Genomic DNA, 25,489 nt, shown 5'->3' on the forward strand with positions numbered 1-25,489 from the left:
CAGGAGGGATGATTCCGATGAAACAGGTAGAACAAGGAGACAGACCAAGTATGGGCCTGCTGAATCTGAATGAAGGTGATCATAAATATCAACTAACACGCCATGCTCCTTCCGAAGCACTTCGGCCTTTTGTTAAACATTACTGGATCGTATCGTGGGATCTGACTGGACTTGAACCGTATCCCCAACATGTCGTGCCTAACCCCTGTGTCAATCTGGTCGTGGAACGAAACAATACGTTTTTCTTCGGACCATCGGGACGTAAATTCTCCTATCTTGTGAGCGGGAAAGGTCGTGTATTTGGCGTGAAGTTCAAACCAGGAGGTTTTTATCCCTTCCTGCGGGTTTCTGTCTCTTCATTGTACGGACAGCCGATGAATGTATCCAATATTCTTGACGTCACAGCGGACTCCCTGGAAGACCGACTTCTTGGGGCGGGGGATGATGCGGATAAAACCAGTTACATCGACCAGCTATTATGTGCACACCTTCCTGCTGAAGATGCTCAAGCGAGAATGGTTAACGATATTGTGCAACAGATTGAACAGAACCGGGAGATGCTGAGAGTAGATGATCTATCTTCCTATTGGAATATGCATACCCGAAAGCTTCAGCGCCTGTTCAATCAGTATGTGGGCATCGGACCCAAAACGGTAATTAAGTTGTATCGTCTGCAAAATGCTGCAGAAATGGTGGACCGCGGTCTTCAATGTGACCTGATTAAGCTATCTCAGGACCTTGGATATCATGATCAATCCCATTTCATCCGAGATTTCAAGTCTATTATTGGCAGTACACCAGAGGAGTACTTACACTCTAGACATCCGAATGGTGAGCGCCGAGGGCTGATCAATTAAGAAACCCGTCCTGAAAATCAGGACAGGCGAATGACTTCTATGGTATCCCCCGTATGGATGACACCTTCCCGTTCGACCGAGCACACAATCCCACGTTTTTTTCGAGCCGCAGGCACGAATTTTTTGCGCAAACCGTCCTGTTCGTAGAATTGTTCAATCATTTTCCCCGGATGTACACAGGGAAGGTTCTCTCCTTCACATATTAACCCTGTCCCGTTCGGAAATAAAAGCCGTGTTCCGGCAGGCAGTTCCGTCAATCGATCAATGCCACGAACCAGTATATTGGCACCAAGCCACTCTGGACGCACTTCAGGAATGTTCATTTTCTCAGCAATAAGAGCACATTCTTCCTCAGACACAATACTGATCTGGCGGCGATTCGCAATCGGTGTACCGCGCTTGTAGATTTTCTGACGCGAGTCCGCTGGACGTAGCAGACCATAATGACGGTCATCCGGAATTCCTGCGAGCTCAATGTCGACAAAAGGTACAACTCGGGTCACAAATGTGGATGGATCATCAGCCAGCAAGACGACTTGAACTGTTCCCATAGTAATCTCCTCCCTTTCCTGAGCACTATCACTTCTCTATTGTTCATTATTACCCAATGAATGGATTGTCGACAATCGGCGTATGCTTACCTTTGTACGTTTTTTTTTATTTCAACATTATAACTCACTTGGAAAACGATAAATATTTTATATAACACACAATTAAATTGTTAAAAATTAATTTCACTCTTTCCGTTCTCGTTGCAAACATTTATACTAGGATGGACAAGTAAATAAATTACATATCAGAAAGCAAGGTGTTTCCTTTGATTAGTATCATTTTTGTAGCTCTTGTAGCTGTCGAACACTTCTATATCATGGTGATGGAGATGTTTATGTGGACTCGTCCACGCACAATGAAAACCTTTAATCTCACGCCGGAATTCGCCAAATCCACCAAATCCCTTGCGGCCAATCAAGGCCTTTACAATGGATTTCTTGCGGCAGGTCTGATCTGGGGACTCGTATATCCGGATGCTGCCGTTGGACAGCATATTCAGATTTTCTTCCTGGCGTGTGTGATTATCGCGGCTCTTTATGGGGGAGCAACTTCCTCACGGTCGATCATTATCAAACAAGGATTGCCTGCGATTATTGCATTGTTGCTAGTTCTGTTCCTGTAATTTCTGTCGAATGGTGCATTGCTTCGATTCATGTTAACTCCTTTATGGTAAGGTAGTGAATAGATAGCAGTGTACAATGACCAGAATCGTTCTGGAATTGGAAGGAGAACATGTCATGGGATTGTTTGACAAGCTTCGGCGGCGCAAAAAGGAGAAGGTACCTGCAGGTGGTGCTGTCGAATCGACGAATTACAGTGAAACCATCGTGGGTTTTGTCCTGCTGGAGCGTGACGATTGTGATTTTGACCTCTTCATCAGGAACATGAAGAACGAATGGGATATCGAGATTGAAGAACGCCCGGAGGAGGGCAATCTCTTTTTCGAAGTGAATGGGATGCAGGTGGTATGTGCTCACATTGCTGCGCCTGTGCCTGACCGTGAAGTTGAGGAGAATGCCAAACTCAACATCCTTTGGCGAGAAGCGGAGCAAGTTACCTCACGGCACCAGTCTCAGATTATTGTCTCTGTTCTGAACGCAACAAATGCTATTGAGGGACATGTTCTGTTCACTCAAACAGCGAGTGCCTTATTACAGTTGGATCACGCGCTGGCAATATACATGGCCCCGCTTGTCGTTGAAGCCAGTCAGTATGTCGAAATCAGCCGTGGGATCAAACATGATGAGTTGCCCGTCTCGCTCTGGATTTTTATCGGATTATACCAAAATGCCGAAGGCGCTTCAGCTTATACTTACGGACTACGTAACTTTGGTAAAGAAGAGATGGAGATTATGCAATCGTCGGAGTCCTTAAGCGATGTATTTGAGATGATGTTCATGACCACAACGTATGTGGTTGAGAACGACGTCACACTGCATGACGGGGAAACACTTGGTTTCTCGGCAGAGCAAAAGCTGAGCATTTCCCTTTCCAAAGGTGTAGCAACGGAAGGTAACAGTTTGAAGATTGGCTTCTAACTTACGTAGTTATCTTAACTTTATCGTGTCACAGTTGTAGAAGCCGTCTGGAGTTCAACCTCTGGGCGGCTTTTAGCTATTTAACCTTCCTTCCAATGAAGATATGATAACAATCCCTGAATTTAACTTCCCTAGGAATAAGTAGTTCATAAGAACCACTAAATTGTGAATTCAGTTTTCATTCTCGCTATAAAAAGGTATAATTAATAGGCTTATAGTCTCATATATTACATATTATCTTATTATCGAGGAGTTGCCTACATGTCTGTTAGACGTTTGGATTCAACTAAACCTATTATTGAAATTATCTGGGAAGGTATTGTTTCTCCTGAACATGTCGAACAAGCAAATACAGAAATTCAGAGAATAGCTGAACAATTGGGAAGTTCGTTTGATGTGCTAGTAGATATGCGGAACATGAAGGCTTTCCCTCAGGACACCAAAGAAAAAATTGTGGAACACCAGAAACTACTGACACAGTGGGGTATGAAGCGAGCCAGTGTAGCCGTAGGTGGTGCGATCGCCAAAATGCAATTGAATCGGATCTCCAAAGAGTCGGCGCACCAGACTGAATTCCAATGGGAAACGTATGACGAGGCTTTGGCATTTTTGTTGAAATAATATTGAAGTGATACGGACTCAGTATAAGAGAGCTACTGATGCTGTACCTTGCACACAGAAAGAGGCGTTCCCCATGAGGAAGCGCCTTTTTCTTTTACAGTTCTACGTGGCTTACTCCGTTTTTCCAGTGATACGACCGCTCATCATTTAAGATTCAAGTTTACTTACACGCACCATCGTTACAGATGTACCATTTAGGCACTCCTCCACAAATCCTAACCGCTTATATAAGCGAATCGCTTGGTTATCCGGGTCAACACTGAGCGAGACTGCTTCAATTCCCCGCCGTTCGACCTCATCTAATGCGGTCTGAAGCAGTGAGGTACCTACTCCTTTTCCACGTGCATCTTCCGTTACAGCCATCCCCATCTCTGGCGTAGCTGCATTCACATAACCGTATCCCGCATCCTGATCCGTATAGAATCTTAATGTTATTGAACCTAATCTCTTACCTTGCTGGTCAACTGCAACATACCCGAAATCCCCTGCTCTTCCCCAGCCTTCAACGTATTTGGACAGTCCGGGAGTATGAATACTTTCGATTGGAAGAGGTGCATCACCTTCTCTTCTATGCAGGGATGCGTATAACATCTCCCACAGGAAAGGGATATCCTGTTCTTCAATAGGGCGTACATAATAGTTGGTTATGATGGTCATGTTTGCCCCTCCTTCAACTTTTCAAAAAGGCTGTCCATCTCAATCAGATTAAACTCATTGGTAACCTCGTAGTCCTGAAATTTGTCTCTTGTTTTCGCACCGCTATAGATGGAGATAGATTGTTCATTATAAAACGTGATTCCGAAATCTTCAGTAAAGCGCTCTTCTTTATTTATGGTAAGTCGCCACTCATAGTAATGCGGACTCCTTTCAGAAACGTCGAATTCCCGTACTCTTTTAAGATCAACATCCTTTAATAGCTTCAGCATATCTCTAATCTCTTTGGGATCTGTAATCGTTATTTCATCATCTTCATTATACGGTTCATTGTCGGAAATTTTCCTAATCGTCAGTTGATCCAATGTATCCAGCATCGTCATATGATCTGTGACCTCTGCTCGAAACGTCGTATGTTTGCTGGGGATATACATAGTATATTGACCAGAGGTATACATACGCACTGCAATAACTAAAAAAACAATAATCATGGCGATACCCATAATCATCTTGATTCGTCTACTCATCCCATTCCCCTCTCTATACCTACATAAAACATATAAATTGGTAATTATTGATATATTCCCAGTATAACATCTCACTCCTTCTGTTCCAATGTCATTTCTTATCTCTGGTTCCTCAATTACGATGACGTTTTGGGCTACACTAAAAATTAAAGATTTAAATGAACAAGCCGCGTTCTCCCATAGGGTAACGCGGCTTGTTTGTTAACTTTGTTATATTGTTTTATTACCTATTCAGAACCAGGTAAGACGATAACCCTTATCCCAAGCCATGAATATGACACATGTAGGCTTGGACTCACAACTGGTCAGGTTACATCAGAAACCTAATTGTTTTCAGCCCAATACACGGCCTGCAGATTCTCGGATAACCAGCTCGGGCTTCAGGACAATCTTCTGCGGTTCTTTACGCTCATCCTTTAACTCTTCAATCAACAGATCTACAGCGCGATGTCCCAGTTCTTCAATTGGTTGGGCAACAGTCGTAAGTGGTGGACTGGTTACCGAAGCCAGAATGGTATTATCAAACCCGATAATCGACACATCCTCTGGCACGCGTAGCCCCAGCTCTTTGGCTGCCTGAAGAGCACCGATGGCCTGAATGTCATTACAACAGAACAAACCTGTCGGGTGATCGTTCTCACCGAGCAGCAGTAGCGCCTCTTTTTTGGCCGAGCTCAGATCAGCTGCCGATTCTCGGATCTGATTCGGTTCCAGCGTATGACCTGCCTTAATCAGTGTTTCACGGAATCCACGTACACGTTCCTGACTGCTGCTGACTTTGGACGGTTCCGACAATACCGCTACACGGGTGTGCCCAAGTTCAAGCAGATGCCCCGCTGCGAGTGCTCCGCCGAGTATGTCGTCAATGGTGACCGTATGTACCGACAGCGATGGCATATGACGGGCAATCAGAGCAACAGGGATAGACTGCTGCAAGAGGGGTGACAAAATTTCGGCATTATCGATCCCGGTTCCGATCATCATGCCATCAACCCTTTTTTGCTGAAGCAGATTCAGATAACGCTCTACCCGCTCGTCCTTATTATCCGTACTGCAGATGACCACGCTGTAGCCCAATTGACGGCTTCGATCCTCGACCGCTCTCGCCAGTTCTGCAAAATACGGGTTCGAAATGTCCGGTACGAGCAGCCCCAATGTATACGTCTGCTTGCCTGTAAGTGCAGCTGCGATCGCGCTGGGCTGATAGTGAAGGCGTTCCATGATCTCCATAATCTCGGCGCGCCGCTTCTCACTGATCTTACCTTTGCCATTAATGACCTGCGAGACGGTTGCAATGGATACACCCGCCTCGCGTGCTATATCGTATATGGTTGCTTTCATTGTTTTTTCCCCATTTGTGCTATATATAATATACATAGATAATTGTTCTCTTCTCATTATGCAGGGGGAAGTCTGCATACGCAACTTGAAGTGAGCACAATGTGCGTAGCAGGAATTGTTTTACTTTTTCATCAACCACTCATGGTCAGGGTCGTTATGGAATTTCCAGGTCCGAGTAGGGCCGGCCATCACGTTCAAATAATAGACCTCATACCCCGGAGGAGCACCTACCGGATGATATCCGTCCGGAACAAGCACCACTTCACCGTTTTTCACTGCAAGCGTCTCATCCACAGAACGATCGTCCGTGTATATGCGCTGAATGGCAAATCCCTGCTCAGGCTGCACACGGAAATAATACGTTTCTTCCAGCAAAGATTCATCCGGGAGTGCGTCCCGATCATGCTTATGTGGCGGGTAACTGGACCAATGCCCATCTGGCGTGAATACCTCAACAACGAGCAGACTGTCCGCTTCCTTTTGTTCCGGCAAAATGTTGTGAATCTGGCGTTCCAGATTACCATATCCTCGCGCCTCTACCCCTACATCTTCGGGTGCAATGAGACGAGCCGGGTACGTGCCTTTACCGGGTGCAAAACATATAGCGATTTCCAGTTCGGTACGTGCTGTGATCTGTACTTGATCGGAAGTTGAGACGTAGACCGAGTACGGAGGTATTTTCTCGAAAACACTCATTCTTTTTCCGATATTATCCCATGTGTGCTCCCGGGTACTTACATTGGCGAAACCACTGAGAAGCACCACACAGAGTTCCTGATCACCGCTCTCACGGGTTAACGTCTCCCCTTCTGCCAACTTCGCTACCTGAAATCCAACATATTCCCACCCGGCCGACTCCGGTGTTACGTTGATAAGTGTACCGTCCCCCTCCGGGTTGACCACGGGTTTTACAATACGTTCTGACATCTTGCCATCCACTCCTTTCTGTAGTCGTCCACAACAACCTGATAATTCTAAAAACAAATACTCGCTCTATTCAAAAAAGTGACTTTAATCATCCACCTATGGCGTTGCCGTTTGCGATTCCAGTGACACCCCAGGGACTTCACTCAGCTTCACAGGTCTTCCCCGCTCCATGGACATTTTTGCTGCCAGCGCAATTCGTTCTGCCTGTACTGCATCATGGCCATCTACGATAACTGGTGTATCATGGATAATCGCATCGATAAAGAGGGCTGTCTCCTGTACATACGCTTCATTGTAACGTTCCAGGAAAAAGTGTAACGGTTTGTCGCGCATCAGCCCGGCCGCTGTACTGATCTCAGCCGTATTCGGATGATCATTCGCCGCTGCGGCGCTGCCCATCGAGCCAAATACTTCAACACGCTGGTCATACCCGTATACAGCCTGACGGCTGTTATCAATAACACCAATGGCCCCATTGGCAAAAGTCATCGTTACAATCGCTGTATCCACGTCACCATGTTCCGCAAAAACCGGATTGATCAGGACGTTGCCCTGAGCGTACACTTCTTCCACTTCACTCCCGGACAGATACCGTGCCATGTCAAAATCGTGGATCATCATGTCCATGAAGATCCCGCCAGACACCCGGATATACTCCGCAGGCGGTGGACTCGGGTCACGAGACGTGATTTTGATAATATGCGGATCACCAATCGTACCATCCTGTACATGTGCACGTATCCGTCTGAAGTTGTGATCAAAGCGGCGGTTAAATCCGATTTGCAGCTTCACGCCAGCCTTCTGAACCGCTGCTACAGCCGTTTGGGTCTGTGCCAGATTCATGCTGACCGGCTTCTCACAGAAGATGTGTTTGCCCGCCTGAGCGGCCTGTTCAATCAGCGGCACATGTGTATCTGTTGAAGAACAGATCAGCACCGCGTCTACATTAGGCATCGAGATCAACTGGCTGCTATCCGTCGTTACAACAGGGATGCCACGACTGGAGGCCCAAACCTCCAATTCAGGACCTGCAAACAAGTCACTGATTCCCACAATCTCGGCATGCGGGTTGCGCAGGAGATTGTCTGCATGAATTTTACCGATCCGTCCAGCACCGATGATGCCAATTCTCACTTTGTCCTTGCCCATTCCGTTATCCTCCCTATGTGCGTCCATATGGGCTAGGCGTTCCCTTAGCCCGAGTGATGCTCTGGTTGTTACCAACGCGCCGTTACCATCTTTTTGCGAGTGTAGAATTCAACACCATCCGTGCCATTGGCATGCAGATCACCGTAGAAGGATTTCTTCCAGCCGGAAAACGGGAAGAATGCCATTGGCGCAGGTACGCCCAGGTTAATACCCAACATGCCCGCATCAATCGTCTCACGGAATTGACGCATACTCGCTCCGCTGCGGGTGAACAGACACGCCCCGTTGGCAAAATCGGAACGGTTCGCCAGCTCAACGGCTTCCTCCAGCGTAGACACTCTTGCCACCGAGAGTACTGGAGCAAAGATCTCATCCTGCCAGATTTTCATATTGCTATCAACTTGGTCAAATACCGTTGGCCCTACAAAATAACCGGATTCACCTGTCGCCCGATCCTTACGTCCATCCCGGATCAATGCCGCGCCTTCCTGCTCTCCGGATTCAATGTAACTGAGTGTACGCTCTTTATGTGGTCCACGGATGACAGGACCGAGGAACACGCCCTCATCCATGCCGTTACCAATGGTAATGCGGTCTGCCGCTTCCACCAGCTTTTGTACCAATTCGTCAGCCACATCACCCACAGCCACAACAACCGCACATGCCATGCAACGCTCCCCTGCTGAACCAAAAGCTGCACTGGTAATCTCTTTCACGGTTAGATCGAGATCTGCGTCCGGCATAACGATGGAGTGGTTTTTGGCACCAGCCAGTGCCTGTACCCGTTTGCCATGCTTGGATGCAGTGGTGTAGACGTATTCAGCTACAGGTTGTGATCCGACAAAGGAGATCGCTTGAACATCCTTATGTTCCAGCAAACCGTTCACGACATCATGCGCACCGTGAACGATGTTGAGCACGCCGTCCGGAAGTCCCGCTTCCTTGAACAGCTCAGCCAGGCGACCTGCCAGTAGCGGTGTGCGCTCGGACGGCTTCAGGACAAAGGTGTTACCACACGCAATAGCCAGTGGGAACATCCAGCACGGTACCATCATCGGGAAATTGAATGGGGTAATTCCCCCAATAACACCGATCGGGTAGCGGTACATGCCCGACTCCAGTCCTGTCGCGATGTCAGGCAGTTGTTTGCCCATCATCAGATTCGGGGCACCTGCCGCGAACTCGACGCATTCAATGCCACGTAATACCTCGCCGTACGCTTCGGCATAACTTTTACCGTTCTCCAGCGTCACCAGGCGAGCGAGCTCTTCCCAATGTTCAACCAGCAACTGCTGGTAGCGGAACAGAATACGTGCACGGCGTGGAACCGGTGTGCTGCTCCAGGATTTGAACGCTTCTCGTGCTGTCTGAACCGCCAGATCCACGTCCGCTTGTTCGGACAGTGGCACATGTGCAATAACCTCTTCTGTAGCCGGATTCACCACTGGCTCCGTGCGAGTTGACTCTGGGGTTACCCAGGCACCTCCGATCCAGTTTTGTACCATTGTCGCTGTTGCAGACGCTTCAGAAATTCCTTTTCCCATAGCCCTGTCTCCCTTCGCTTATGTGTAATCGCTTATGTTCAACATGTTCATTGTTATAGATCTGTATGAGTACGTTGTTCAAAGTATTGCAACGTGCTTCAAGACACGGTAATCTCGCCCCGATTGCAACGTTCGATGTAATCATTCACCTGTTCCACCGTTGGCATCGCATCCGAACAGCTGTGGCTTGAAATGACGATACTTGCTGCGCCACTGCCATACGCCATGCTGCGCTCAATCGTCCAGCCCTGCATCAATCCATACAGGAAGCCGGCCGCATAGGAGTCGCCTGCACCAAACGTTTTGACCACTTTTGCCGGATAGCTGTCCGCACGGTGAGAAAGCCCTTCGCGTGTATAAGCAATGGAGCCTTCCTTACCGTGTTTGATTACTACAATATTCGCTGAGAAATCAAACCATTTCTGTGCAGTTACCTGATCGCTATGATCCGGATTGTGGTCGAATGTCTCCATCATGTCGAACTCTTCACGTGTACCCAGGATGATATCGCATTTCTCGGCTGCGAGGTTATAATAGACCGCTGTCTCTTCGTCCGATGTCCAAGTGTATGGGCGATAGTCCAGATCAAACACAATAACCGTGCCATGTTTTTTCGCATACGTTAGTGCCTGTAATACGGCTTCACGGGATGGGCTCTGTGCGAGGGCTGTGCCTGAGATTAGCAGCACTTTGGAGTCAGCAATCAACTGCTCTTGTACCTCTTGCGCCTGTAATAACAGATCCGCTACATTGTCCCGGTACATCAGGATACTGCAATCCGTTGGGCTTTTGATTTCGGTAAAAGCAAGCCCCGTCACCGCTCCGGTGTCATCTGTAACTACATTTGATGTATCGATGCCGTTCTTCTCCAAATAACTCTGGATGAATCTGCCCATCTGGTCATTGGCGATCTTACCGATAAAAGCCGTCTCCATACCCAGTCTGGACATGCCAATCGTAATATTGGCCGGAGAGCCGCCGACATACTTCGTGAAAGTCATCGTCTCTTCCATCGGGCGATTGATCTCATTGGCGTTCAAGTCGATGCACAAGCGACCAATCGCGGTGAAATCCTTCTTCCTGGATACGGGAAAGGATACGTAAGTCATTGCATGTGAGCCCCTTTCTGTGGTGGGATTTTACATGTTGTATATGGATATCTAGACTAGTTACTCATTCCATCGTAAGGACTCGTAAACGTCTAGAGTAGGTCCGTTTTATTATCCAATCGTAACGTTATAGTTTTGCTACCTTCTTGCTTTTCACTTCATGAGTGGGGTCCTCTCCCCATCGCTATGTCTGTATCAGCTGTGTTGGTATAAGGACTCCATATAGTTCAAGGAGCGTTTGGCGTACTCATACGGGTTATGAATCGCAGGGTCCTGCTCTCCTTCAAGCATCGCCCAGCCATCGTACCCTCGTGTGATCAGTTCTTGCAGAATTGGTGCAAAATCAATGCATCCATCCCCTGGTACGGTGAATACTCCTCTACGGATACATCCGACAAAGTCGGATTGCTCCGCGCGTGCTTCATCCAGCACATGAGGGCGAATGTCTTTCAGATGGATATAAGCGATCCGATCATAATGTTTGCGCAGCAGTTCCAGCGGATTGGCTCCGCCATAGTAGGCATGACCTGTATCATAGAGCAGATATACGAGAGAAGGGTCTGTCAGCTCCATCAGTCGATCAATCTCATCTGGTTGTTCTACCACTGTGCCCCCATGATGATGGTACGTAAGCTTCAACCCGTGTTCACGGGCAATGGCTCCTGCTTCATTCAATCCTTCAGCGAGGATATGCCATTCAGATTCGCTGAGTCTGAGCACTTCTTTTTCATGCGGAGTTCGTCTTGGATCAAAATGAAGTGACCCGCCTACCTCTGCCGTACTGATTACCTTACTGCCCATGGATTGCAGAAATTCCGCATGTCTGCGATAACTGTCTAGCTCCGACTGACGATACGCCGGGTCGGAGAAAAGTACGGATTTCCACTGGGAGACCAGCTTGATATTCCTTTTACTCAATTCCTCACGCAATATAGCAGGATCAGTTGGATATTTACGTCCCATCTCTGTACCTGTCAGCCCAAGACGCTGAATATCATCCAGAATCTGTGCACACGTTGTCGCATCACCATGCTCCTTCACATCTTCACCGACCCAATTGATCGGATGAATCCCAAGCTGGAATGGCAGCTTGCTCATTGCCCCACGTCTCCTTTGTCGTTCAACATTGTGGTTCACTATATTAAACCGGATTAAATCGGTCTTGCTTTGGCACGGTTGGCTTGCATGGTGTGATGAGCATGAACTACCTTTTCTTCGGCAGATACCTCAGGTACACCCACATTCCACCATGACTCGTATCCACCTGCGTTGGTTCCAGGCACGACCGGAATCTCAATCAACGTACTCACTGTTTCGTTCTTCGCATCTCGGAGTGCTTGTTCCAGCTGTTCTGCTGTCTCCGCTCTATAGGATTTGGCTCCCATGCTTCGGGCGTGTGCAGCAAAGTCCATTGGCATGTAATCCCCGGTCAGTCGTCCACTCTCGGATTCCCGATAACGGAACTCATTGCCGAACCCGTCACTACCATGTTCCCGCTGTAAATTATGAATACATTGGAATCCATTGTTGTTGAATAATAGAACGGTCATCTTCTTCTGTTCCTGCAAACTAGTCACAAACTCCGAATGCAACATCAAATAACTGCCATCACCGACCATCGCGTACACTTCACGATCCGGCTCGGCAAGTGCTGCTCCGAACGCTCCACTTACCTCGTACCCCATACAGGAGAATCCATACTCCATGTGGTATGTCTTTGGTTCAGACGCACGCCACAGACGATGTAGATCACCCGGCAGACTGCCTGCCGCACACACTATGACGGAAGATGGATCAATGGTCCGGTTAACAATGCCGACTGCCGTAGTCTGTGCCAGCCCTGCTTCATGTTGAGCTGCATATAGCCGATCCACTTCTGCATTCCACTCAGCGCGGAGATCAGCGATTTCAGATGCACCATATGCACTGCGATATTGTCTTTGCTGCAATTCCTTCTGCAAAGCCTGCAATCCTTCGCGTGCATCTGCCAGAATGGCTTCTCCGCCTAACTTGGCGGCATCCATGCTATTCAAGTTGATGTTGATGAATGAAGCTTCTGGATGCTGAAAAGCAGAGCGGGACGCCGTCGTGAAATCCGAGAACCGCGTACCGACGCCGATCACAACGTCTGCTTCTCTCGCCAGCCTATTGGCTGCCAGAGAGCCGGTAACCCCGATTGCCCCCACATTTAGTGGGTGGTCCCAAGAGATTGCGCTCTTGCCCGCCTGCGTTTCGGCGATCGGAATACCAAATGCCTCGGCGAATTCCACGAGCTGGGCGGACGCCTCAGAATACAACACACCGCCGCCTGCAACGAGCAGCGGCTTCCTGCCTCGGGCAATCTGCTCCGTTGCCCGTTCAATGGCTGCCTGTACTGGGGGGCGACGATCCAGATAATGTACTTTGCGGGCAAAGAACGATTCTGGATAATCGTACGCCTCTGCCTGCACATCCTGCGGTAGTGCGAGCGTTACTGCTCCCGTCTCTGCTGGATCGGTTAGCACACGCATGGCCTGTGTAACAGCAATCATCAACTGTTCAGGACGAACGATGCGATCCCAGTATTTACTGACGGCTTTGAATGGATCAGTGGCTGAGATTGTATAATCACTGCTCACTTCCAACTGTTGAAGTACCGGGTCCGGTTCCCGTGTAGCAAAGTTGTCTCCAGGAAGTAATAAAACCGGAATTCGGTTCACCGTTGCAGTAGCTGCCGCCGTAATCATATTCAAAGCACCAGGTCCAATGGATGTTGTACATGCATAGATCTGTCTGCGGTTCTTCTGCTTGGCATAAGCCGCTGCCGTATGCACCATACCTTGTTCGTTCTTGCCTTGCATATACGTCAGGCTTCCCGGACTGCGCTCCAGCGCTTCTCCAATGCCTGTTACATTGCCATGTCCAAAAATACCGATGATACCCTTCACAAACTTGGTTTCCACTCCGTCAACCGAGATATATTGCTGATCCAGGTATCGAAGCAGTGCCTGAGCCATCGTTAGTCGAATTGTATTCATGAATTGATCGCCGTCCTTTCCTTTACGGGTTAAGCGCTTAATCTACGTTAAGTTTAAGCGCCTTACCCCTTAAGGTTAAGCGCTTAATTGATATGGTATTACAGGTTAATGATTTACGCAAGCTATTTTTGTAAGCGTTTTAATATAAGTGGTAAAGAAGAGTATATCCAGGCGTTATACGGTGCGTTAGATCTGTTCCATTTGAATAGCGTCCACAATTAACAAGGACAAATTTAAGGTGGGGAAATTTATGCAAGCTCGAGTTACATCCTGGTACATGATAAAGAGCCATATACTTTCTGAGAGCACCACGTACTAAATTACCAATATATCTATGAATGCAAAAAAAGAAAGAGACGGTGAGTACCATCTCTTTCTTTTTCAATATATAAGCGGGTGATGGGAATCGAACCCACGCTATTAGCTTGGAAGGCTAAAGTTCTACCATTGAACTACACCCGCATAACAACAATCGGGATGACACGATTTGAACATGCGACCCCCTGGTCCCAAACCAGGTGCTCTACCAAGCTGAGCTACATCCCGTTATCTATACCGGCGAGAGGACTCGAACCTCCACGGTTTCCCACTCGATTTTGAGTCGAGCGCGTCTGCCATTCCGCCACGCCGGCAAAATATGAAGTTATAATGGCGCGCCCTGAGAGATTCGAACTCCCGGCCTTTTGATTCGTAGTCAAACGCTCTATCCAGCTGAGCTAAGGGCGCAAAATATTGGAGCGGAAGACGGGAATCGAACCCGCGACCCTCGCCTTGGCAAGGCGATGCTCTACCGCTGAGCCACTTCCGCAAATAAGGGATGCGCGTGGAGGGACTTGAACCCCCACGTCAAAGACGCTAGATCCTAAGTCTAGTGCGTCTGCCAATTCCGCCACACGCGCATATAATGGTGAGTCATGAAGGGCTCGAACCTTCGACACCCTGATTAAAAGTCAGGTGCTCTACCAACTGAGCTAATGACTCATAGAAAAACTGGTGGAGGATGATGGATTCGAACCACCGAACCCGTACGGGAGCAGATTTACAGTCTGATGCGTTTGGCCGCTTCGCTAATCCTCCAGGATTACATGGTGCCGGCGAGAGGACTTGAACCCCCAACCTACTGATTACAAGTCAGTTGCTCTACCAGTTGAGCTACACCGGCGTATTAAAGGTGTTATATATGGTGGCTCGGGACGGAATCGAACCGCCGACACGAGGATTTTCAGTCCTCTGCTCTACCGACTGAGCTACCGAGCCTTACTAAATCAAAAAATGGCGGAACCGACGGGATTCGAACCCGCGATCTCCTGCGTGACAGGCAGGCATGTTAGGCCAACTACACCACGGTTCCAGATCACTTTCTCAAGGAAAGTATAATTGCGGGGGCAGGATTTGAACCTGCGGCCTTCGGGTTATGAGCCCGACGAGCTACCGGGCTGCTCCACCCCGCGTCGTTATAAAGTTATATGGTGGAGGCTGAGGGGATCGAACCCCCGACCCTCTGCTTGTAAGGCAGATGCTCTCCCAGCTGAGCTAAGCCTCCATATTATGACCCGTAGGGGGGTACTCTCACTTCGTTCGAGACTGCGAAGCTGTTGCTAACGAAGTACATCCTCCGACGAACCTTTGGGATTCTCATCCCTTTTTGAAGCAATAGGTATTGCTATGACCCGTAGGGGATTCGAACCCCTGTTACCTCCGTGAAAGGGAGGTGTCTTAACCCCTTGACCAACGGGCCTTACTGGCTCCCCGAACAGGGCTCGAACCTGTGACAACTCGATTAACAGTCGAGTGCTCTACCAACTGAGCTATCAGGGAATGGTGGAGCCAAGCGGGATCGAACCGCTGACCTCCTGCTTGCAAGGCAGGCGCTCTCCCAGCTGAGCTATGGCCCCATACTCTGGTGTATTTCTTGTTGTGGTCTTGCTATGGGCCCTGGTGGACTCGAACCACCGGCCTCACCCTTATCAGAGGTGCGCTCTAACCAACTGAGCTAAGGGCCCTTATCAATTTTCGAAAAAAAATACCCCAATGGGGTTTCGCTTGGCGGCGTCCTACTCTCCCAGGACCCTGCGGTCCAAGTACCATCGGCGCTAGAGGGCTTAACGGTCGTGTTCGGGATGGGTACGTGTGGAACCCCTCCGCCATCGCCACCAAACGCGTAGCTTACATTTCAGAGATCGTTCTCTGAAAACTAGATTCGAAACGAAACATGCGAATTACAACTTGCTATTGGATAAGCCCTCGACCGATTAGTACTGGTCAGCTCCATGCATTGCTGCACTTCCACCCCCAGCCTATCTACCTCGTCGTCTTCAAGGGGTCTTACATACTGGGAAATCTCATCTTGAGGGGGGCTTCACGCTTAGATGCTTTCAGCGTTTATCCCGTCCGTACATAGCTACCCAGCGGTGCTCCTGGCGGAACAACTGGTACACCAGCGGTACGTCCATCCCGGTCCTCTCGTACTAAGGACAGCTCCTCTCAAATTTCCTACGCCCACGACAGATAGGGACCGAACTGTCTCACGACGTTCTGAACCCAGCTCGCGTACCGCTTTAATGGGCGAACAGCCCAACCCTTGGGACCTACTTCAGCCCCAGGATGCGATGAGCCGACATCGAGGTGCCAAACCTCCCCGTCGATGTGGACTCTTGGGGGAGATAAGCCTGTTATCCCCAGGGTAGCTTTTATCCGTTGAGCGATGGCCCTTCCATGCGGTACCACCGGATCACTAAGCCCGACTTTCGTCCCTGCTCGACTTGTAGGTCTCGCAGTCAAGCTCCCTTATGCCTTTGCACTCTTCGAATGATTTCCAACCATTCTGAGGGAACCTTTGGGCGCCTCCGTTACTCTTTAGGAGGCGACCGCCCCAGTCAAACTGCCCACCTGACACTGTCCCCGCACCGGATTACGGTACCAGGTTAGAACCTAGATACGATCAGGGTGGTATCCCAACGTTGCCTCCACGCAAGCTGGCGCTCACGCTTCAAAGGCTCCCACCTATCCTGTACAGATCGTACCCAAATTCAATATCAAGCTGCAGTAAAGCTCCATGGGGTCTTTCCGTCTTGTCGCGGGTAACCTGCATCTTCACAGGTATTAAAATTTCACCGGATCTCTCGTTGAGACAGCGCCCAAGTCGTTACGCCATTCGTGCGGGTCAGAATTTACCTGACAAGGAATTTCGCTACCTTAGGACCGTTATAGTTACGGCCGCCGTTTACTGGGGCTTCGGTTCACAGCTTCGGATTGCTCCTAACCACTCCCCTTAACCTTCCAGCACCGGGCAGGCGTCAGCCCGTATACTTCGCCTTACGGCTTCGCACAGACCTGTGTTTTTGCTAAACAGTCGCTTGGGCCTTTTCACTGCGGCCCCCTCGTGCTATTCACACTACCGGGGCACCCCTTCTCCCGAAGTTACGGGGTCATTTTGCCGAGTTCCTTAACGAGAGTTCTTCCGCGCGCCTTAGAATACTCTTCTCGCCTACCTGTGTCGGTTTGCGGTACGGGCACCATCACCTGGCTAGAGGCTTTTCTTGGCAGTGTGAGATCATGACCTTCGCTACTATAATTTTCGCTCCCCATCACAGCTCAGCCTTACAATGTGCGGATTTGCCTACACATCAGCCTTACTGCTTAGACGGACATCCATCAGTCCGCGTCACTACCCTACTGCGTCCCCCCATTGCTCATAACGGCTTACGGTGGTACAGGAATTTCGACCTGTTGTCCTTCGACTACGCCTTTCGGCCTCGCCTTAGGTCCCGACTTACCCTGAGCGGACGAGCCTTCCTCAGGAACCCTTAGGCTTTCGGCGGATCAGATTCTCACTGATCTTTTCGTTACTCATACCGGCATTCTCACTTGTATAATGTCCAGCGCTCCTTACGGTACACCTTCAACCCTTATACAACGCTCCCCTACCCCTGATGCAAAGCATCAAGCCATAGCTTCGGTGGTGTGTTTAGCCCCGTTACATTTTCGGCGCAGAGTCACTCGACCAGTGAGCTATTACGCACTCTTTCAATGGTGGCTGCTTCTAAGCCAACATCCTGGTTGTCTGTGCAACTCCACATCCTTTCCCACTTAACACACACTTGGGGACCTTAGCTGATGGTCTGGGCTGTTTCCCTTTTGACAATGGATCTTAGCACTCACTGTCTGACTCCCGGAAGTAAGTCTATGGCATTCGGAGTTTGACTGAGCTTGGTAACCCTTGCGGGCCCCGCACCCAATCAGTGCTCTACCTCCACGACTCTGTTTTCCGAGGCTAGCCCTAAAGCTATTTCGGGGAGAACCAGCTATCTCCGAGTTCGATTGGAATTTCTCCGCTACCCCCACCTCATCCCCGCATTTTTCAACATGCGTGGGTTCGGGCCTCCAGTGCGTGTTACCGCACCTTCACCCTGGACAGGGGTAGATCACCCGGTTTCGGGTCTACGTCCACGTACTAAGTCGCCCTATTCAGACTCGCTTTCGCTGCGGCTCCGGCTCTTCACCTTAACCTTGCACGGGAACGTAACTCGCCGGTTCATTCTACAAAAGGCACGCCATCACCCCTAAAACGGGCTCTGACTTTTTGTAAGCACACGGTTTCAGGTTCTATTTCACTCCCCTTCCGGGGTGCTTTTCACCTTTCCCTCACGGTACTGCTTCACTATCGGTCGCTAGGAAGTATTTAGCCTTGGCAGATGGTCCTGCCGGATTCATACGGGGTTTCACGTGCCCCGCACTACTCGGGATCCGTCTCGGAGGGAACAGACTTTCAACTACAGGGCTTTTACCTTCTTTGGCGGGCCTTTCCAGACCTCTTCGCTTAACCGGTTCCTTTGTAACTCCATGTGAGACGTCCCACAACCCCAAAGAGCAAGCTCTCTGGTTTGGGCTTCTCCGCGTTCGCTCGCCGCTACTGACGGAATCACTATTGTTTTCTCTTCCTCAGGGTACTTAGATGTTTCAGTTCCCCTGGTATGCCTCTACACAACCTATGTATTCAGTTGTGAGTAACTGGAAATTACCCCAGCTGGGTTTCCCCATTCGGACACCCCCGGATCAAAGCTTGCTTACAGCTCCCCGAGGCAGTTTCGTTGTTCGCCACGTCCTTCATCGGCTCCTAGCGCCTAGGCATCCTCCGTGTGCTCTTAGTAGCTTAACCATTTTGTTCCGGTTTTGACTGCTCGCTTCCCTTGTTTTGCTTGCGCAAAGCCAAAAGTCGCTCCCATCCAATACCATCACAAAAGCAATTTGACTACCGTTTTTATTGAAACTTGTTTAACACAAGTTCAGCTAAAAAGGAATGTTCTAATTCGCGTTTGTTTCGTTTCGATATCTAGTTTTCAAAGAACAAGCTCCATGCAAAAGCAAGCTGTTTGAGAGTTTGAGCTCTCAAAACTGAGCAACGAGTGAGTAGTTTGCTCTTCATTTCATCCACACCGAAGTGATGGACCGAAATGAATCGCTGTGCAGGTTCGAAGAACCTGCTTATTTGAATGTTTCCACTCGGGAAACGATTCTCCATAGAAAGGAGGTGATCCAGCCGCACCTTCCGATACGGCTACCTTGTTACGACTTCACCCCAATCATCTATCCCACCTTCGGCGGCTGGCTCCTTGCGGTTACCCCACCGACTTCGGGTGTTATAAACTCTCGTGGTGTGACGGGCGGTGTGTACAAGACCCGGGAACGTATTCACCGCGGCATGCTGATCCGCGATTACTAGCAATTCCGACTTCATGCAGGCGAGTTGCAGCCTGCAATCCGAACTGAGACCGGCTTTGTTGGGATTGGCTCCATCTCGCGATTTCGCAGCCCGTTGTACCGGCCATTGTAGTACGTGTGTAGCCCAGGTCATAAGGGGCATGATGATTTGACGTCATCCCCACCTTCCTCCGGTTTGTCACCGGCAGTCTATCTAGAGTGCCCACCCGAAGTGCTGGCAACTAAATATAAGGGTTGCGCTCGTTGCGGGACTTAACCCAACATCTCACGACACGAGCTGACGACAACCATGCACCACCTGTCTTGAATGTTCCGAAGAAAAGGTACATCTCTGCACCGGTCATTCAGATGTCAAGACCTGGTAAGGTTCTTCGCGTTGCTTCGAATTAAACCACATACTCCACTGCTTGTGCGGGTCCCCGTCAATTCCTTTGAGTTTCAGTCTTGCGACCGTACTCCCCAGGCGGAGTGCTTAATGTGTTAACTTCGGCACCAAGGGTATCGAAACCCCTAACACCTAGCACTCATCGTTTACGGCGTGGACTACCAGGGTATCTAATCCTGTTTGCTCCCCACGCTTTCGCGCCTCAGCGTCAGTTACAGCCCAGAGAGTCGCCTTCGCCACTGGTGTTCCTCCACATATCTACGCATTTCACCGCTACACGTGGAATTCCACTCTCCTCTTCTGCACTCAAGTCACCCAGTTTCCAGTGCGATCCGGGGTTGAGCCCCGGGATTAAACACCAGACTTAAATGACCGCCTGCGCGCGCTTTACGCCCAATAATTCCGGACAACGCTTGCCCCCTACGTATTACCGCGGCTGCTGGCACGTAGTTAGCCGGGGCTTTCTTCTCAGGTACCGTCACCTTGAGAGCAGTTACTCTCCCAAGCGTTCTTCCCTGGCAACAGAGCTTTACGATCCGAAAACCTTCATCACTCACGCGGCATTGCTCCGTCAGGCTTTCGCCCATTGCGGAAGATTCCCTACTGCTGCCTCCCGTAGGAGTCTGGGCCGTGTCTCAGTCCCAGTGTGGCCGATCACCCTCTCAGGTCGGCTACGCATCGTCGCCTTGGTGAGCCGTTACCCCACCAACTAGCTAATGCGCCGCAGGCCCATCCCCAAGTGACAGATTGCTCCGTCTTTCCAGTTTCCTTCAGGCGAAGGAAACAACTATTCGGTATTAGCTACCGTTTCCGGTAGTTGTCCCAAACTTGAGGGCAGGTTGCCTACGTGTTACTCACCCGTCCGCCGCTAACCATCAGAGAAGCAAGCTTCTCTTCAAGTCCGCTCGACTTGCATGTATTAGGCATGCCGCCAGCGTTCGTCCTGAGCCAGGATCAAACTCTCCAATAAAGTATTGAAAAGAGCGATAAGCTCATTTTGAATCTGACGAGATTAAAAATCTCATTTGTGCTCCAGCCGATTCAAGCCAAGGCTTGTCTCGAACTTTCGCGTTCATTCTGCAAGCAGAATGTTCACTCACTCGTTGTTCAGTTTTCAAAGATCAAACTTGTTTTTGTTACCGAGCGTTGTTCTCCTCAGCAACTTTTATATCATAACACTTCCGAACCAACTTAGCAAGCTCTTTTTTTAAGTTTCTTTCGAAGCTTATTTTTTTTGCCTGCGGCACTTTGTTTCTCGTGTTTTTTTGGCCGGAAATAGAATATATCATATACACAATATAATTACTACTTGTAAAATATCCCATTCGGAAACTGATTATATATATGATTCAATCTCTTCATAATCTCTTTTTCCAATGGCAATATTCTCTTACTATATCCTATATACACTCACCGGTCTAATCTGTCTCAATACAAGTATAGGATTGTGTTCTTCACTTTTTACTATTAGTCTTTGAACCTGCCCATCACTATCGTGTCATGATACTGTCCATCCGCGTGTCGCCGATCCTTTTTCAAAATGCCTTCGATCCCAAAGCCGCACTTTTGATATAGCTCGATTGCCTTATCGTTGGATGCCAGCACGTTCAACGTCATCTTCTCTACACCAGTCTGGTCTGCCCATTCTATCGACTTCTCCAGCAAGTTCTTGCCAATCCCATATCCCCAGAACTCTCTGGTTACACACACGCCGAACTCAACTTTATGGCAAAAGCGCTTCAACTCTCTGCCTTCACATCGGGAGTACCCCACAATCTCGCCCGCCACTACAGCAACAAGGAACAGATTCCGTGATTTCTCAGTGTCCAAATGTATGATCCGCCTAAACCCGGCTGCGTCGATATACGCCTCGCCCTCTTCACGATCCATGTTCTCGGTTTCCCCGTCCATTTGTACACGAAGTGAAGACAGGGCCTCAGCATCTTTTTCCTCTGCCGATCTAATGGAGTAAGATAAGCCTTTAATGTTATATTCCTGCTGATTGATCATCATAAGAACCATTCCGCCTCTTCCACTTTATTTAAAATACTGTACCTGTATCGCTCTACCCAACCTCAGACGGACTCTTGCCCGTCAGCATTTTGAACACCTGGCTGAAATACGTCGCATTACGGAACCCCGTCATCTCGCTTACCTCATATACCATGTAATGTCCCGACTGCAATAGTTCCAACGCTCTCTGAATTCGGTACCCGTTCAAATAACTCACAAAATTCTCACCGGTCACCCTTTTGAACAGTTGACTCAGATACTTCGGATGTACAAATAGTCCCTTGGCTATTGCTTCAAAACTAATCTCTTCAGCGTAATGCAGCTCCACATACTGTCTCACCTGCTCTATCAGTTTATTACTTTTCTTCTCGCCCATCTCCTTGCGTATCTGTTCCAGCCAGTTGCAGATAATACGATCCATCCAGCTTACCAGATCATGCAACGCATATTTCGATTGAATTTCACGCAAAAAATCACTCATCGTCAGCGGCGGGGGTAACATCGGGTGAAGTCGGTTCCAGCTATGAATCAACGTGTCAAACAGACTGACGGCCACCACCTGTACATCCTGTATGCCAACACAGTTGCCCTCTTTCAGCAAAAGGCAAATATGATGCCATACCTCTTCCGCCAGATCAGGTCTAATATCCGCCCAAGCCTCGTTCCATTGACGAAGCAATAATGAATAATCGGTCACACTTGGTTCTGTTTCCTCTGATGTTTCATAGTGGTAGATACGACTTCCACCTTGAAACTCTGCTGTTTCAACCGCTTCCCTGCTCTCGAGATAAGAATCTATCACCTCACAGGGGTGACTCTTGGATCTCCCGATTCCAGCACTCACTTCAATTTTCAGATACGTAAAGATCTGATCGATCATCCGCTCCACAAGTGGCAGACATTCCTCCAGATGATCTTTATCTCCTAATAGAAGCAACACAAATACCTGATCCGAATAATCAACGATCTCTACCTGACCATTCGTGTGCGCCGCTTGCTCCTTCACCGTCTCCTGAATAATATCGGCCGCCCCATAGCGGAGAAGCTGCCAATCCCGTTCTTTCATCCGTGTCAAAAATACGGGGCGATTCAGTTGCAGACTGATGGCGCGTGTCTGTGAGGACATATGAATGCCTATATAGTCCATGCGTTCTTTAGGCAGTTCCTCTGCCCGATATCGCGTAGTCAGCAGTTCGTGAAGGAATTGTTTGCGCAAATACGGAAGCACCCGTCCAACCTCCTGCTTGTACGTCCGCTCCAGCCGCTCATGCCGCTCTCGCACATCTTGTTCCAGCAGCACCTCACGCAGCACAGACTCAATCTCCTCAACCTCTGCCGGCTTCAGCAAAAAGTGATTCACCCCCCAGCGCATGGCTGCCCGGGCGTTCTCGAATTCATCATATCCACTAAGAATGATGATCGGCAGGTGGGGATGATCACGTCGCAACGTCTGTGTGATCTCAAGCCCGGTCATCCCTGGTAGATAGACGTCAGTCATAACGACATCTGGATGCATGCGGTGAAACAGCTCCAGCGCATCCAAGCCATTGGAAGCAGTGCCTGCAATGCTGAGGCCCAGAGAAGGCCAATCGATATGATCTGTTAATGCCTTTACAATATGAGGATCGTCATCAACAAGCATAATGGTCTTCATCATTTTTCACCGTCCAGCCATAGATTTAATTGCTCGTCGGTCTCAATACGCGGCAGCGTAATAGTCACTTCCACGCCACCTGACTCTCTATCGCCCAGTTGAACGCCATACCTCTTCCCACAATAAAGCTGAATGCGCTGATGTACATTCCTTACACCGATGCCACACGTCTCTTCGAGTTTCCACCCCTCCGGCAACCCCCGCCCATTATCCATGATACGTATGACGATATCCTCATACGGGCCTTCCACTTCGTGCATATGCACCTGAATTCGAAGTGTACCTTCTTCAGGGTGCCCGTGCATAACGGCATTTTCGATAAAGGGCTGCAAAATGATTTTGGGAATGTAACAACCGCGAATACGCGGATCGATCTGCTCCTGATATTGAATGGAGAACGGCAGCCGCTCTGCCTGTATGTTCACGTAGCAACGGGCATGCTCCAACTCATCTCGAACCCGAATAAACAATCTCCCTCCACTCAGTCCGATCCGTAACAGCTTACTGAGCTGCACAATCATGCGACTGATATCCTTGGCTTCGTAATCGAGTGCGCGCCAGTGGATCATGTCGAGGGTATTGTATAAAAAATGGGGTTTGATCTGGGCCTCAAGCAAGCCCGTCTGGGCTTCACGCTTGGCTCGGCTCTCCTCCTTCACCTGTTCCATCAGCGTTGTGAGCTGTGAAGCCATGTGATTAAAGCCATAAGCCAAGTGGGCATATTCCTCCGTAAACGAAAGTTGCACCCGGGTATCGAAGTCCCCTTTCTCCAGTTGTCTCATTCGCTTGATCAATTGTCGCAGTGGGCGGATGATCTGCCTTACAAACAGGTACGCAAGCACAGCCGAGCATAATAGTCCCAGCACGGCGATGCCGAGGATCTGCCAGCCCGCTTGTCTGAGCGGAGATAACAGTGTATATACCGGAATAGTCTGTACGAGGCGCCACTGAAGCATGGCTGGCCTGGAGTACAGCACCAATTGAGCACCTCCGGGTTGGCCGGAAACCACTTCATATCCGTCTTCACCAGGTTGGACATGTTCCTGAATCCATGCGCTATCTATAATAGAAGAAGATGAGTTTACAGCCTCACCCGTTTCTTGAATTGTACTCGCTTCATTTCTTCTATCCGCTCGTCCATTCTGCCCTGCTGGATCAACTCTCCCCATCTGCATTACGACATTACCAGCCGTATCGACCAACAGCACTTTTCCATCAAGCACCATGGGTACATCAGCAAACCTGCGTACGATGTCCGCTCTGCTCAGTCGAATGAGCACATAGGCAACCGTTCCGCCCCGACTATCAAAAATTCGCTGAGCGTATCCGACCAGGGATTGGCCCGATTCGTTCTCACGCAACGGAACCCAAGCTGCATCAGCCTTTTCCAGCGTAGCAAACCAAGAGTCGTGGGTGATGGTGTCCACCGGAAATATGCGATCAGCCATAGTGACTGTCACTTCATTAAAGACATCCGTATACAATTCAATGGAGGTGATGCCTTCACTCACAACCATGGTATGATCCAGGATTCGAGAGACCTCTCTCCGCTGGTGAATCTGTGCAAGTCTGCCTGTATCGGCCTTTTCGAGCAGATTGGACAGTTCCCGATTGCTTGCCAAACCGTAGGCGGTTCCTGTTACCCCTGTGATGAAATCAAATCCCCGACGTGTACTTTCGTTCAGAAGGGCCAGACGTGCTTTGCTAATCTCGGCAAATGTGACCGCGGAGAAAGACTGATATGCCAGCCAGACAACAACCGAGACAAGCAACAGGTTAAACGCAATAAAGCAAGTCACCATCAACGTGGAGAGCTTGCTTTGTTGCAGCTTTTGATTAATGAATGAAGACCATCTTCCTTTCCCCATGGAAAAATCAAC

17 protein-coding genes, 17 tRNA genes and 3 rRNA genes are annotated in these 25,489 nt (G+C 49.2%); 4 read left to right on the forward strand and 33 right to left on the reverse strand.

Annotation, left to right across the window (positions count from 1 at the left end; all coding sequences use genetic code 11):
• The first annotated feature begins 17 nt into the window (after window positions 1–17).
• Window positions 18–857 (forward strand): helix-turn-helix domain-containing protein, encoded by an 840-nt coding sequence (locus NSQ38_RS03625; protein WP_339787159.1) that lies wholly within the window; start codon window positions 18–20, stop codon window positions 855–857.
• 17 nt (window positions 858–874) lie between these two features.
• On the opposite strand, the gene NSQ38_RS03630 is transcribed toward NSQ38_RS03625, so the two are convergent.
• Entirely contained in the window at window positions 875–1,408 is a 534-nt protein-coding gene (locus NSQ38_RS03630; protein ID WP_339787161.1) for an MOSC domain-containing protein, read from the reverse strand.
• Window positions 1,409–1,674: 266 nt separating this feature from the next.
• Here NSQ38_RS03630 and NSQ38_RS03635 point away from each other — a divergent pair, with 266 nt between their 5' ends.
• The 3 genes from NSQ38_RS03635 to NSQ38_RS03645 all read left to right on the forward strand — a co-directional run bounded on the left by NSQ38_RS03635 (window position 1,675) and on the right by NSQ38_RS03645 (window position 3,568).
• Entirely contained in the window at window positions 1,675–2,031 is a 357-nt protein-coding gene (locus tag NSQ38_RS03635; RefSeq protein WP_036608019.1) for a DUF1304 domain-containing protein, read from the forward strand.
• A gap of 76 nt (window positions 2,032–2,107) precedes the next feature.
• Window positions 2,108–2,947: a DUF4261 domain-containing protein gene (locus NSQ38_RS03640; protein ID WP_339787162.1), complete on the forward strand. Its 840-nt coding sequence runs from the start codon at window positions 2,108–2,110 to the stop codon at window positions 2,945–2,947.
• Window positions 2,948–3,208: 261 nt separating this feature from the next.
• A complete protein-coding gene (locus NSQ38_RS03645) occupies window positions 3,209–3,568 on the forward strand; it encodes a hypothetical protein (RefSeq protein WP_338590089.1) in 360 nt (119 codons plus the stop codon).
• A 147-nt stretch (window positions 3,569–3,715) separates the two neighbouring features.
• Here the strand turns inward: NSQ38_RS03645 and NSQ38_RS03650 are convergent, their stop codons facing one another.
• The 32 genes from NSQ38_RS03650 to NSQ38_RS03805 all read right to left on the reverse strand — a co-directional run bounded on the left by NSQ38_RS03650 (window position 3,716) and on the right by NSQ38_RS03805 (window position 25,477).
• Window positions 3,716–4,225, reverse strand: a complete 510-nt coding sequence (locus NSQ38_RS03650; protein WP_339787165.1) for a GNAT family N-acetyltransferase — start codon at window positions 4,223–4,225, stop codon at window positions 3,716–3,718.
• Entirely contained in the window at window positions 4,222–4,749 is a 528-nt protein-coding gene (locus NSQ38_RS03655; protein WP_339787168.1) for a hypothetical protein, read from the reverse strand. The genes NSQ38_RS03650 and NSQ38_RS03655 overlap by 4 nt, the downstream gene beginning before the upstream one ends.
• Before the next feature lie 333 nt (window positions 4,750–5,082).
• The gene (locus tag NSQ38_RS03660) at window positions 5,083–6,090 is read right to left on the reverse strand and encodes a LacI family DNA-binding transcriptional regulator (RefSeq protein ID WP_339787171.1); all 1,008 of its coding nucleotides are present in this window, start codon (window positions 6,088–6,090) and stop codon (window positions 5,083–5,085) included.
• A 120-nt stretch (window positions 6,091–6,210) separates the two neighbouring features.
• A complete protein-coding gene (gene iolB, locus NSQ38_RS03665; protein WP_339787174.1) occupies window positions 6,211–7,017 on the reverse strand; it encodes a 5-deoxy-glucuronate isomerase in 807 nt (268 codons plus the stop codon).
• 96 nt (window positions 7,018–7,113) lie between these two features.
• Entirely contained in the window at window positions 7,114–8,166 is a 1,053-nt protein-coding gene (iolG, locus tag NSQ38_RS03670; protein WP_339787177.1) for an inositol 2-dehydrogenase, read from the reverse strand.
• Window positions 8,167–8,234: 68 nt separating this feature from the next.
• Window positions 8,235–9,710: a CoA-acylating methylmalonate-semialdehyde dehydrogenase gene (locus NSQ38_RS03675; protein ID WP_339787179.1), complete on the reverse strand. Its 1,476-nt coding sequence runs from the start codon at window positions 9,708–9,710 to the stop codon at window positions 8,235–8,237.
• 98 nt (window positions 9,711–9,808) lie between these two features.
• Window positions 9,809–10,819, reverse strand: coding sequence for a 5-dehydro-2-deoxygluconokinase (iolC, locus tag NSQ38_RS03680; RefSeq protein WP_339311763.1), 1,011 nt, complete (start codon window positions 10,817–10,819; stop codon window positions 9,809–9,811).
• Window positions 10,820–11,014: 195 nt separating this feature from the next.
• A complete protein-coding gene (gene iolE / locus NSQ38_RS03685; protein ID WP_339787182.1) occupies window positions 11,015–11,917 on the reverse strand; it encodes a myo-inosose-2 dehydratase in 903 nt (300 codons plus the stop codon).
• A 53-nt stretch (window positions 11,918–11,970) separates the two neighbouring features.
• Entirely contained in the window at window positions 11,971–13,836 is a 1,866-nt protein-coding gene (iolD, locus tag NSQ38_RS03690) for a 3D-(3,5/4)-trihydroxycyclohexane-1,2-dione acylhydrolase (decyclizing) (RefSeq protein ID WP_339787185.1), read from the reverse strand.
• 391 nt (window positions 13,837–14,227) lie between these two features.
• A tRNA-Gly gene (locus tag NSQ38_RS03695) sits at window positions 14,228–14,298 on the reverse strand.
• A gap of 10 nt (window positions 14,299–14,308) precedes the next feature.
• Window positions 14,309–14,382, reverse strand: a tRNA-Pro gene (locus NSQ38_RS03700).
• A 7-nt stretch (window positions 14,383–14,389) separates the two neighbouring features.
• A tRNA-Leu gene (locus tag NSQ38_RS03705) sits at window positions 14,390–14,468 on the reverse strand.
• 17 nt (window positions 14,469–14,485) lie between these two features.
• A tRNA-Arg gene (locus NSQ38_RS03710) sits at window positions 14,486–14,562 on the reverse strand.
• A gap of 7 nt (window positions 14,563–14,569) precedes the next feature.
• A tRNA-Gly gene (locus NSQ38_RS03715) sits at window positions 14,570–14,644 on the reverse strand.
• 10 nt (window positions 14,645–14,654) lie between these two features.
• Window positions 14,655–14,735: transfer RNA gene (locus NSQ38_RS03720), tRNA-Leu, on the reverse strand.
• Window positions 14,736–14,741: 6 nt separating this feature from the next.
• A tRNA-Lys gene (locus tag NSQ38_RS03725) sits at window positions 14,742–14,817 on the reverse strand.
• 10 nt (window positions 14,818–14,827) lie between these two features.
• Window positions 14,828–14,913 (reverse strand) — tRNA-Tyr (locus NSQ38_RS03730).
• Between the two features lie 9 nt (window positions 14,914–14,922).
• Window positions 14,923–14,998, reverse strand: a tRNA-Thr gene (locus tag NSQ38_RS03735).
• Window positions 14,999–15,017: 19 nt separating this feature from the next.
• Window positions 15,018–15,093, reverse strand: a tRNA-Phe gene (locus NSQ38_RS03740).
• A gap of 16 nt (window positions 15,094–15,109) precedes the next feature.
• Window positions 15,110–15,187: transfer RNA gene (locus NSQ38_RS03745), tRNA-Asp, on the reverse strand.
• Window positions 15,188–15,213: 26 nt separating this feature from the next.
• A tRNA-Met gene (locus tag NSQ38_RS03750) sits at window positions 15,214–15,287 on the reverse strand.
• A gap of 16 nt (window positions 15,288–15,303) precedes the next feature.
• Window positions 15,304–15,379, reverse strand: a tRNA-Val gene (locus NSQ38_RS03755).
• Window positions 15,380–15,502: 123 nt separating this feature from the next.
• Window positions 15,503–15,574: transfer RNA gene (locus NSQ38_RS03760), tRNA-Glu, on the reverse strand.
• A 4-nt stretch (window positions 15,575–15,578) separates the two neighbouring features.
• Window positions 15,579–15,654 (reverse strand) — tRNA-Asn (locus tag NSQ38_RS03765).
• 1 nt (window position 15,655) lies between these two features.
• Window positions 15,656–15,731 (reverse strand) — tRNA-Ala (locus NSQ38_RS03770).
• A 34-nt stretch (window positions 15,732–15,765) separates the two neighbouring features.
• Window positions 15,766–15,839, reverse strand: a tRNA-Ile gene (locus NSQ38_RS03775).
• A gap of 38 nt (window positions 15,840–15,877) precedes the next feature.
• Window positions 15,878–15,994: ribosomal RNA gene (rrf, locus tag NSQ38_RS03780) — 5S ribosomal RNA — on the reverse strand.
• Window positions 15,995–16,068: 74 nt separating this feature from the next.
• Window positions 16,069–18,994 (reverse strand): 23S ribosomal RNA (locus tag NSQ38_RS03785).
• 365 nt (window positions 18,995–19,359) lie between these two features.
• Window positions 19,360–20,912, reverse strand: a 16S ribosomal RNA gene (locus NSQ38_RS03790).
• The 16S, 23S and 5S rRNA genes sit together here with 17 tRNA genes alongside, the layout of an rRNA operon.
• Before the next feature lie 497 nt (window positions 20,913–21,409).
• A complete protein-coding gene (locus NSQ38_RS03795; protein WP_339787188.1) occupies window positions 21,410–21,955 on the reverse strand; it encodes a GNAT family N-acetyltransferase in 546 nt (181 codons plus the stop codon).
• Window positions 21,956–22,007: 52 nt separating this feature from the next.
• On the reverse strand, window positions 22,008–23,612 hold the full coding sequence (locus NSQ38_RS03800) for a response regulator (RefSeq protein ID WP_339787190.1): 1,605 nt from the start codon (window positions 23,610–23,612) through the stop codon (window positions 22,008–22,010).
• Window positions 23,609–25,477 carry a histidine kinase gene (locus tag NSQ38_RS03805; protein WP_339787193.1) on the reverse strand — a complete coding sequence of 623 codons (1,869 nt, stop codon included), beginning with the start codon at window positions 25,475–25,477 and terminating at the stop codon, window positions 23,609–23,611. Before NSQ38_RS03805 ends, NSQ38_RS03800 begins: the two co-directional genes overlap by 4 nt.
• Window positions 25,478–25,489: the final 12 nt, after the last annotated feature.

Origin of the sequence: Paenibacillus sp. FSL R7-0313, from assembly GCF_037969885.1 — a bacterium.
GTDB lineage: Bacteria > Bacillota > Bacilli > Paenibacillales > Paenibacillaceae > Paenibacillus.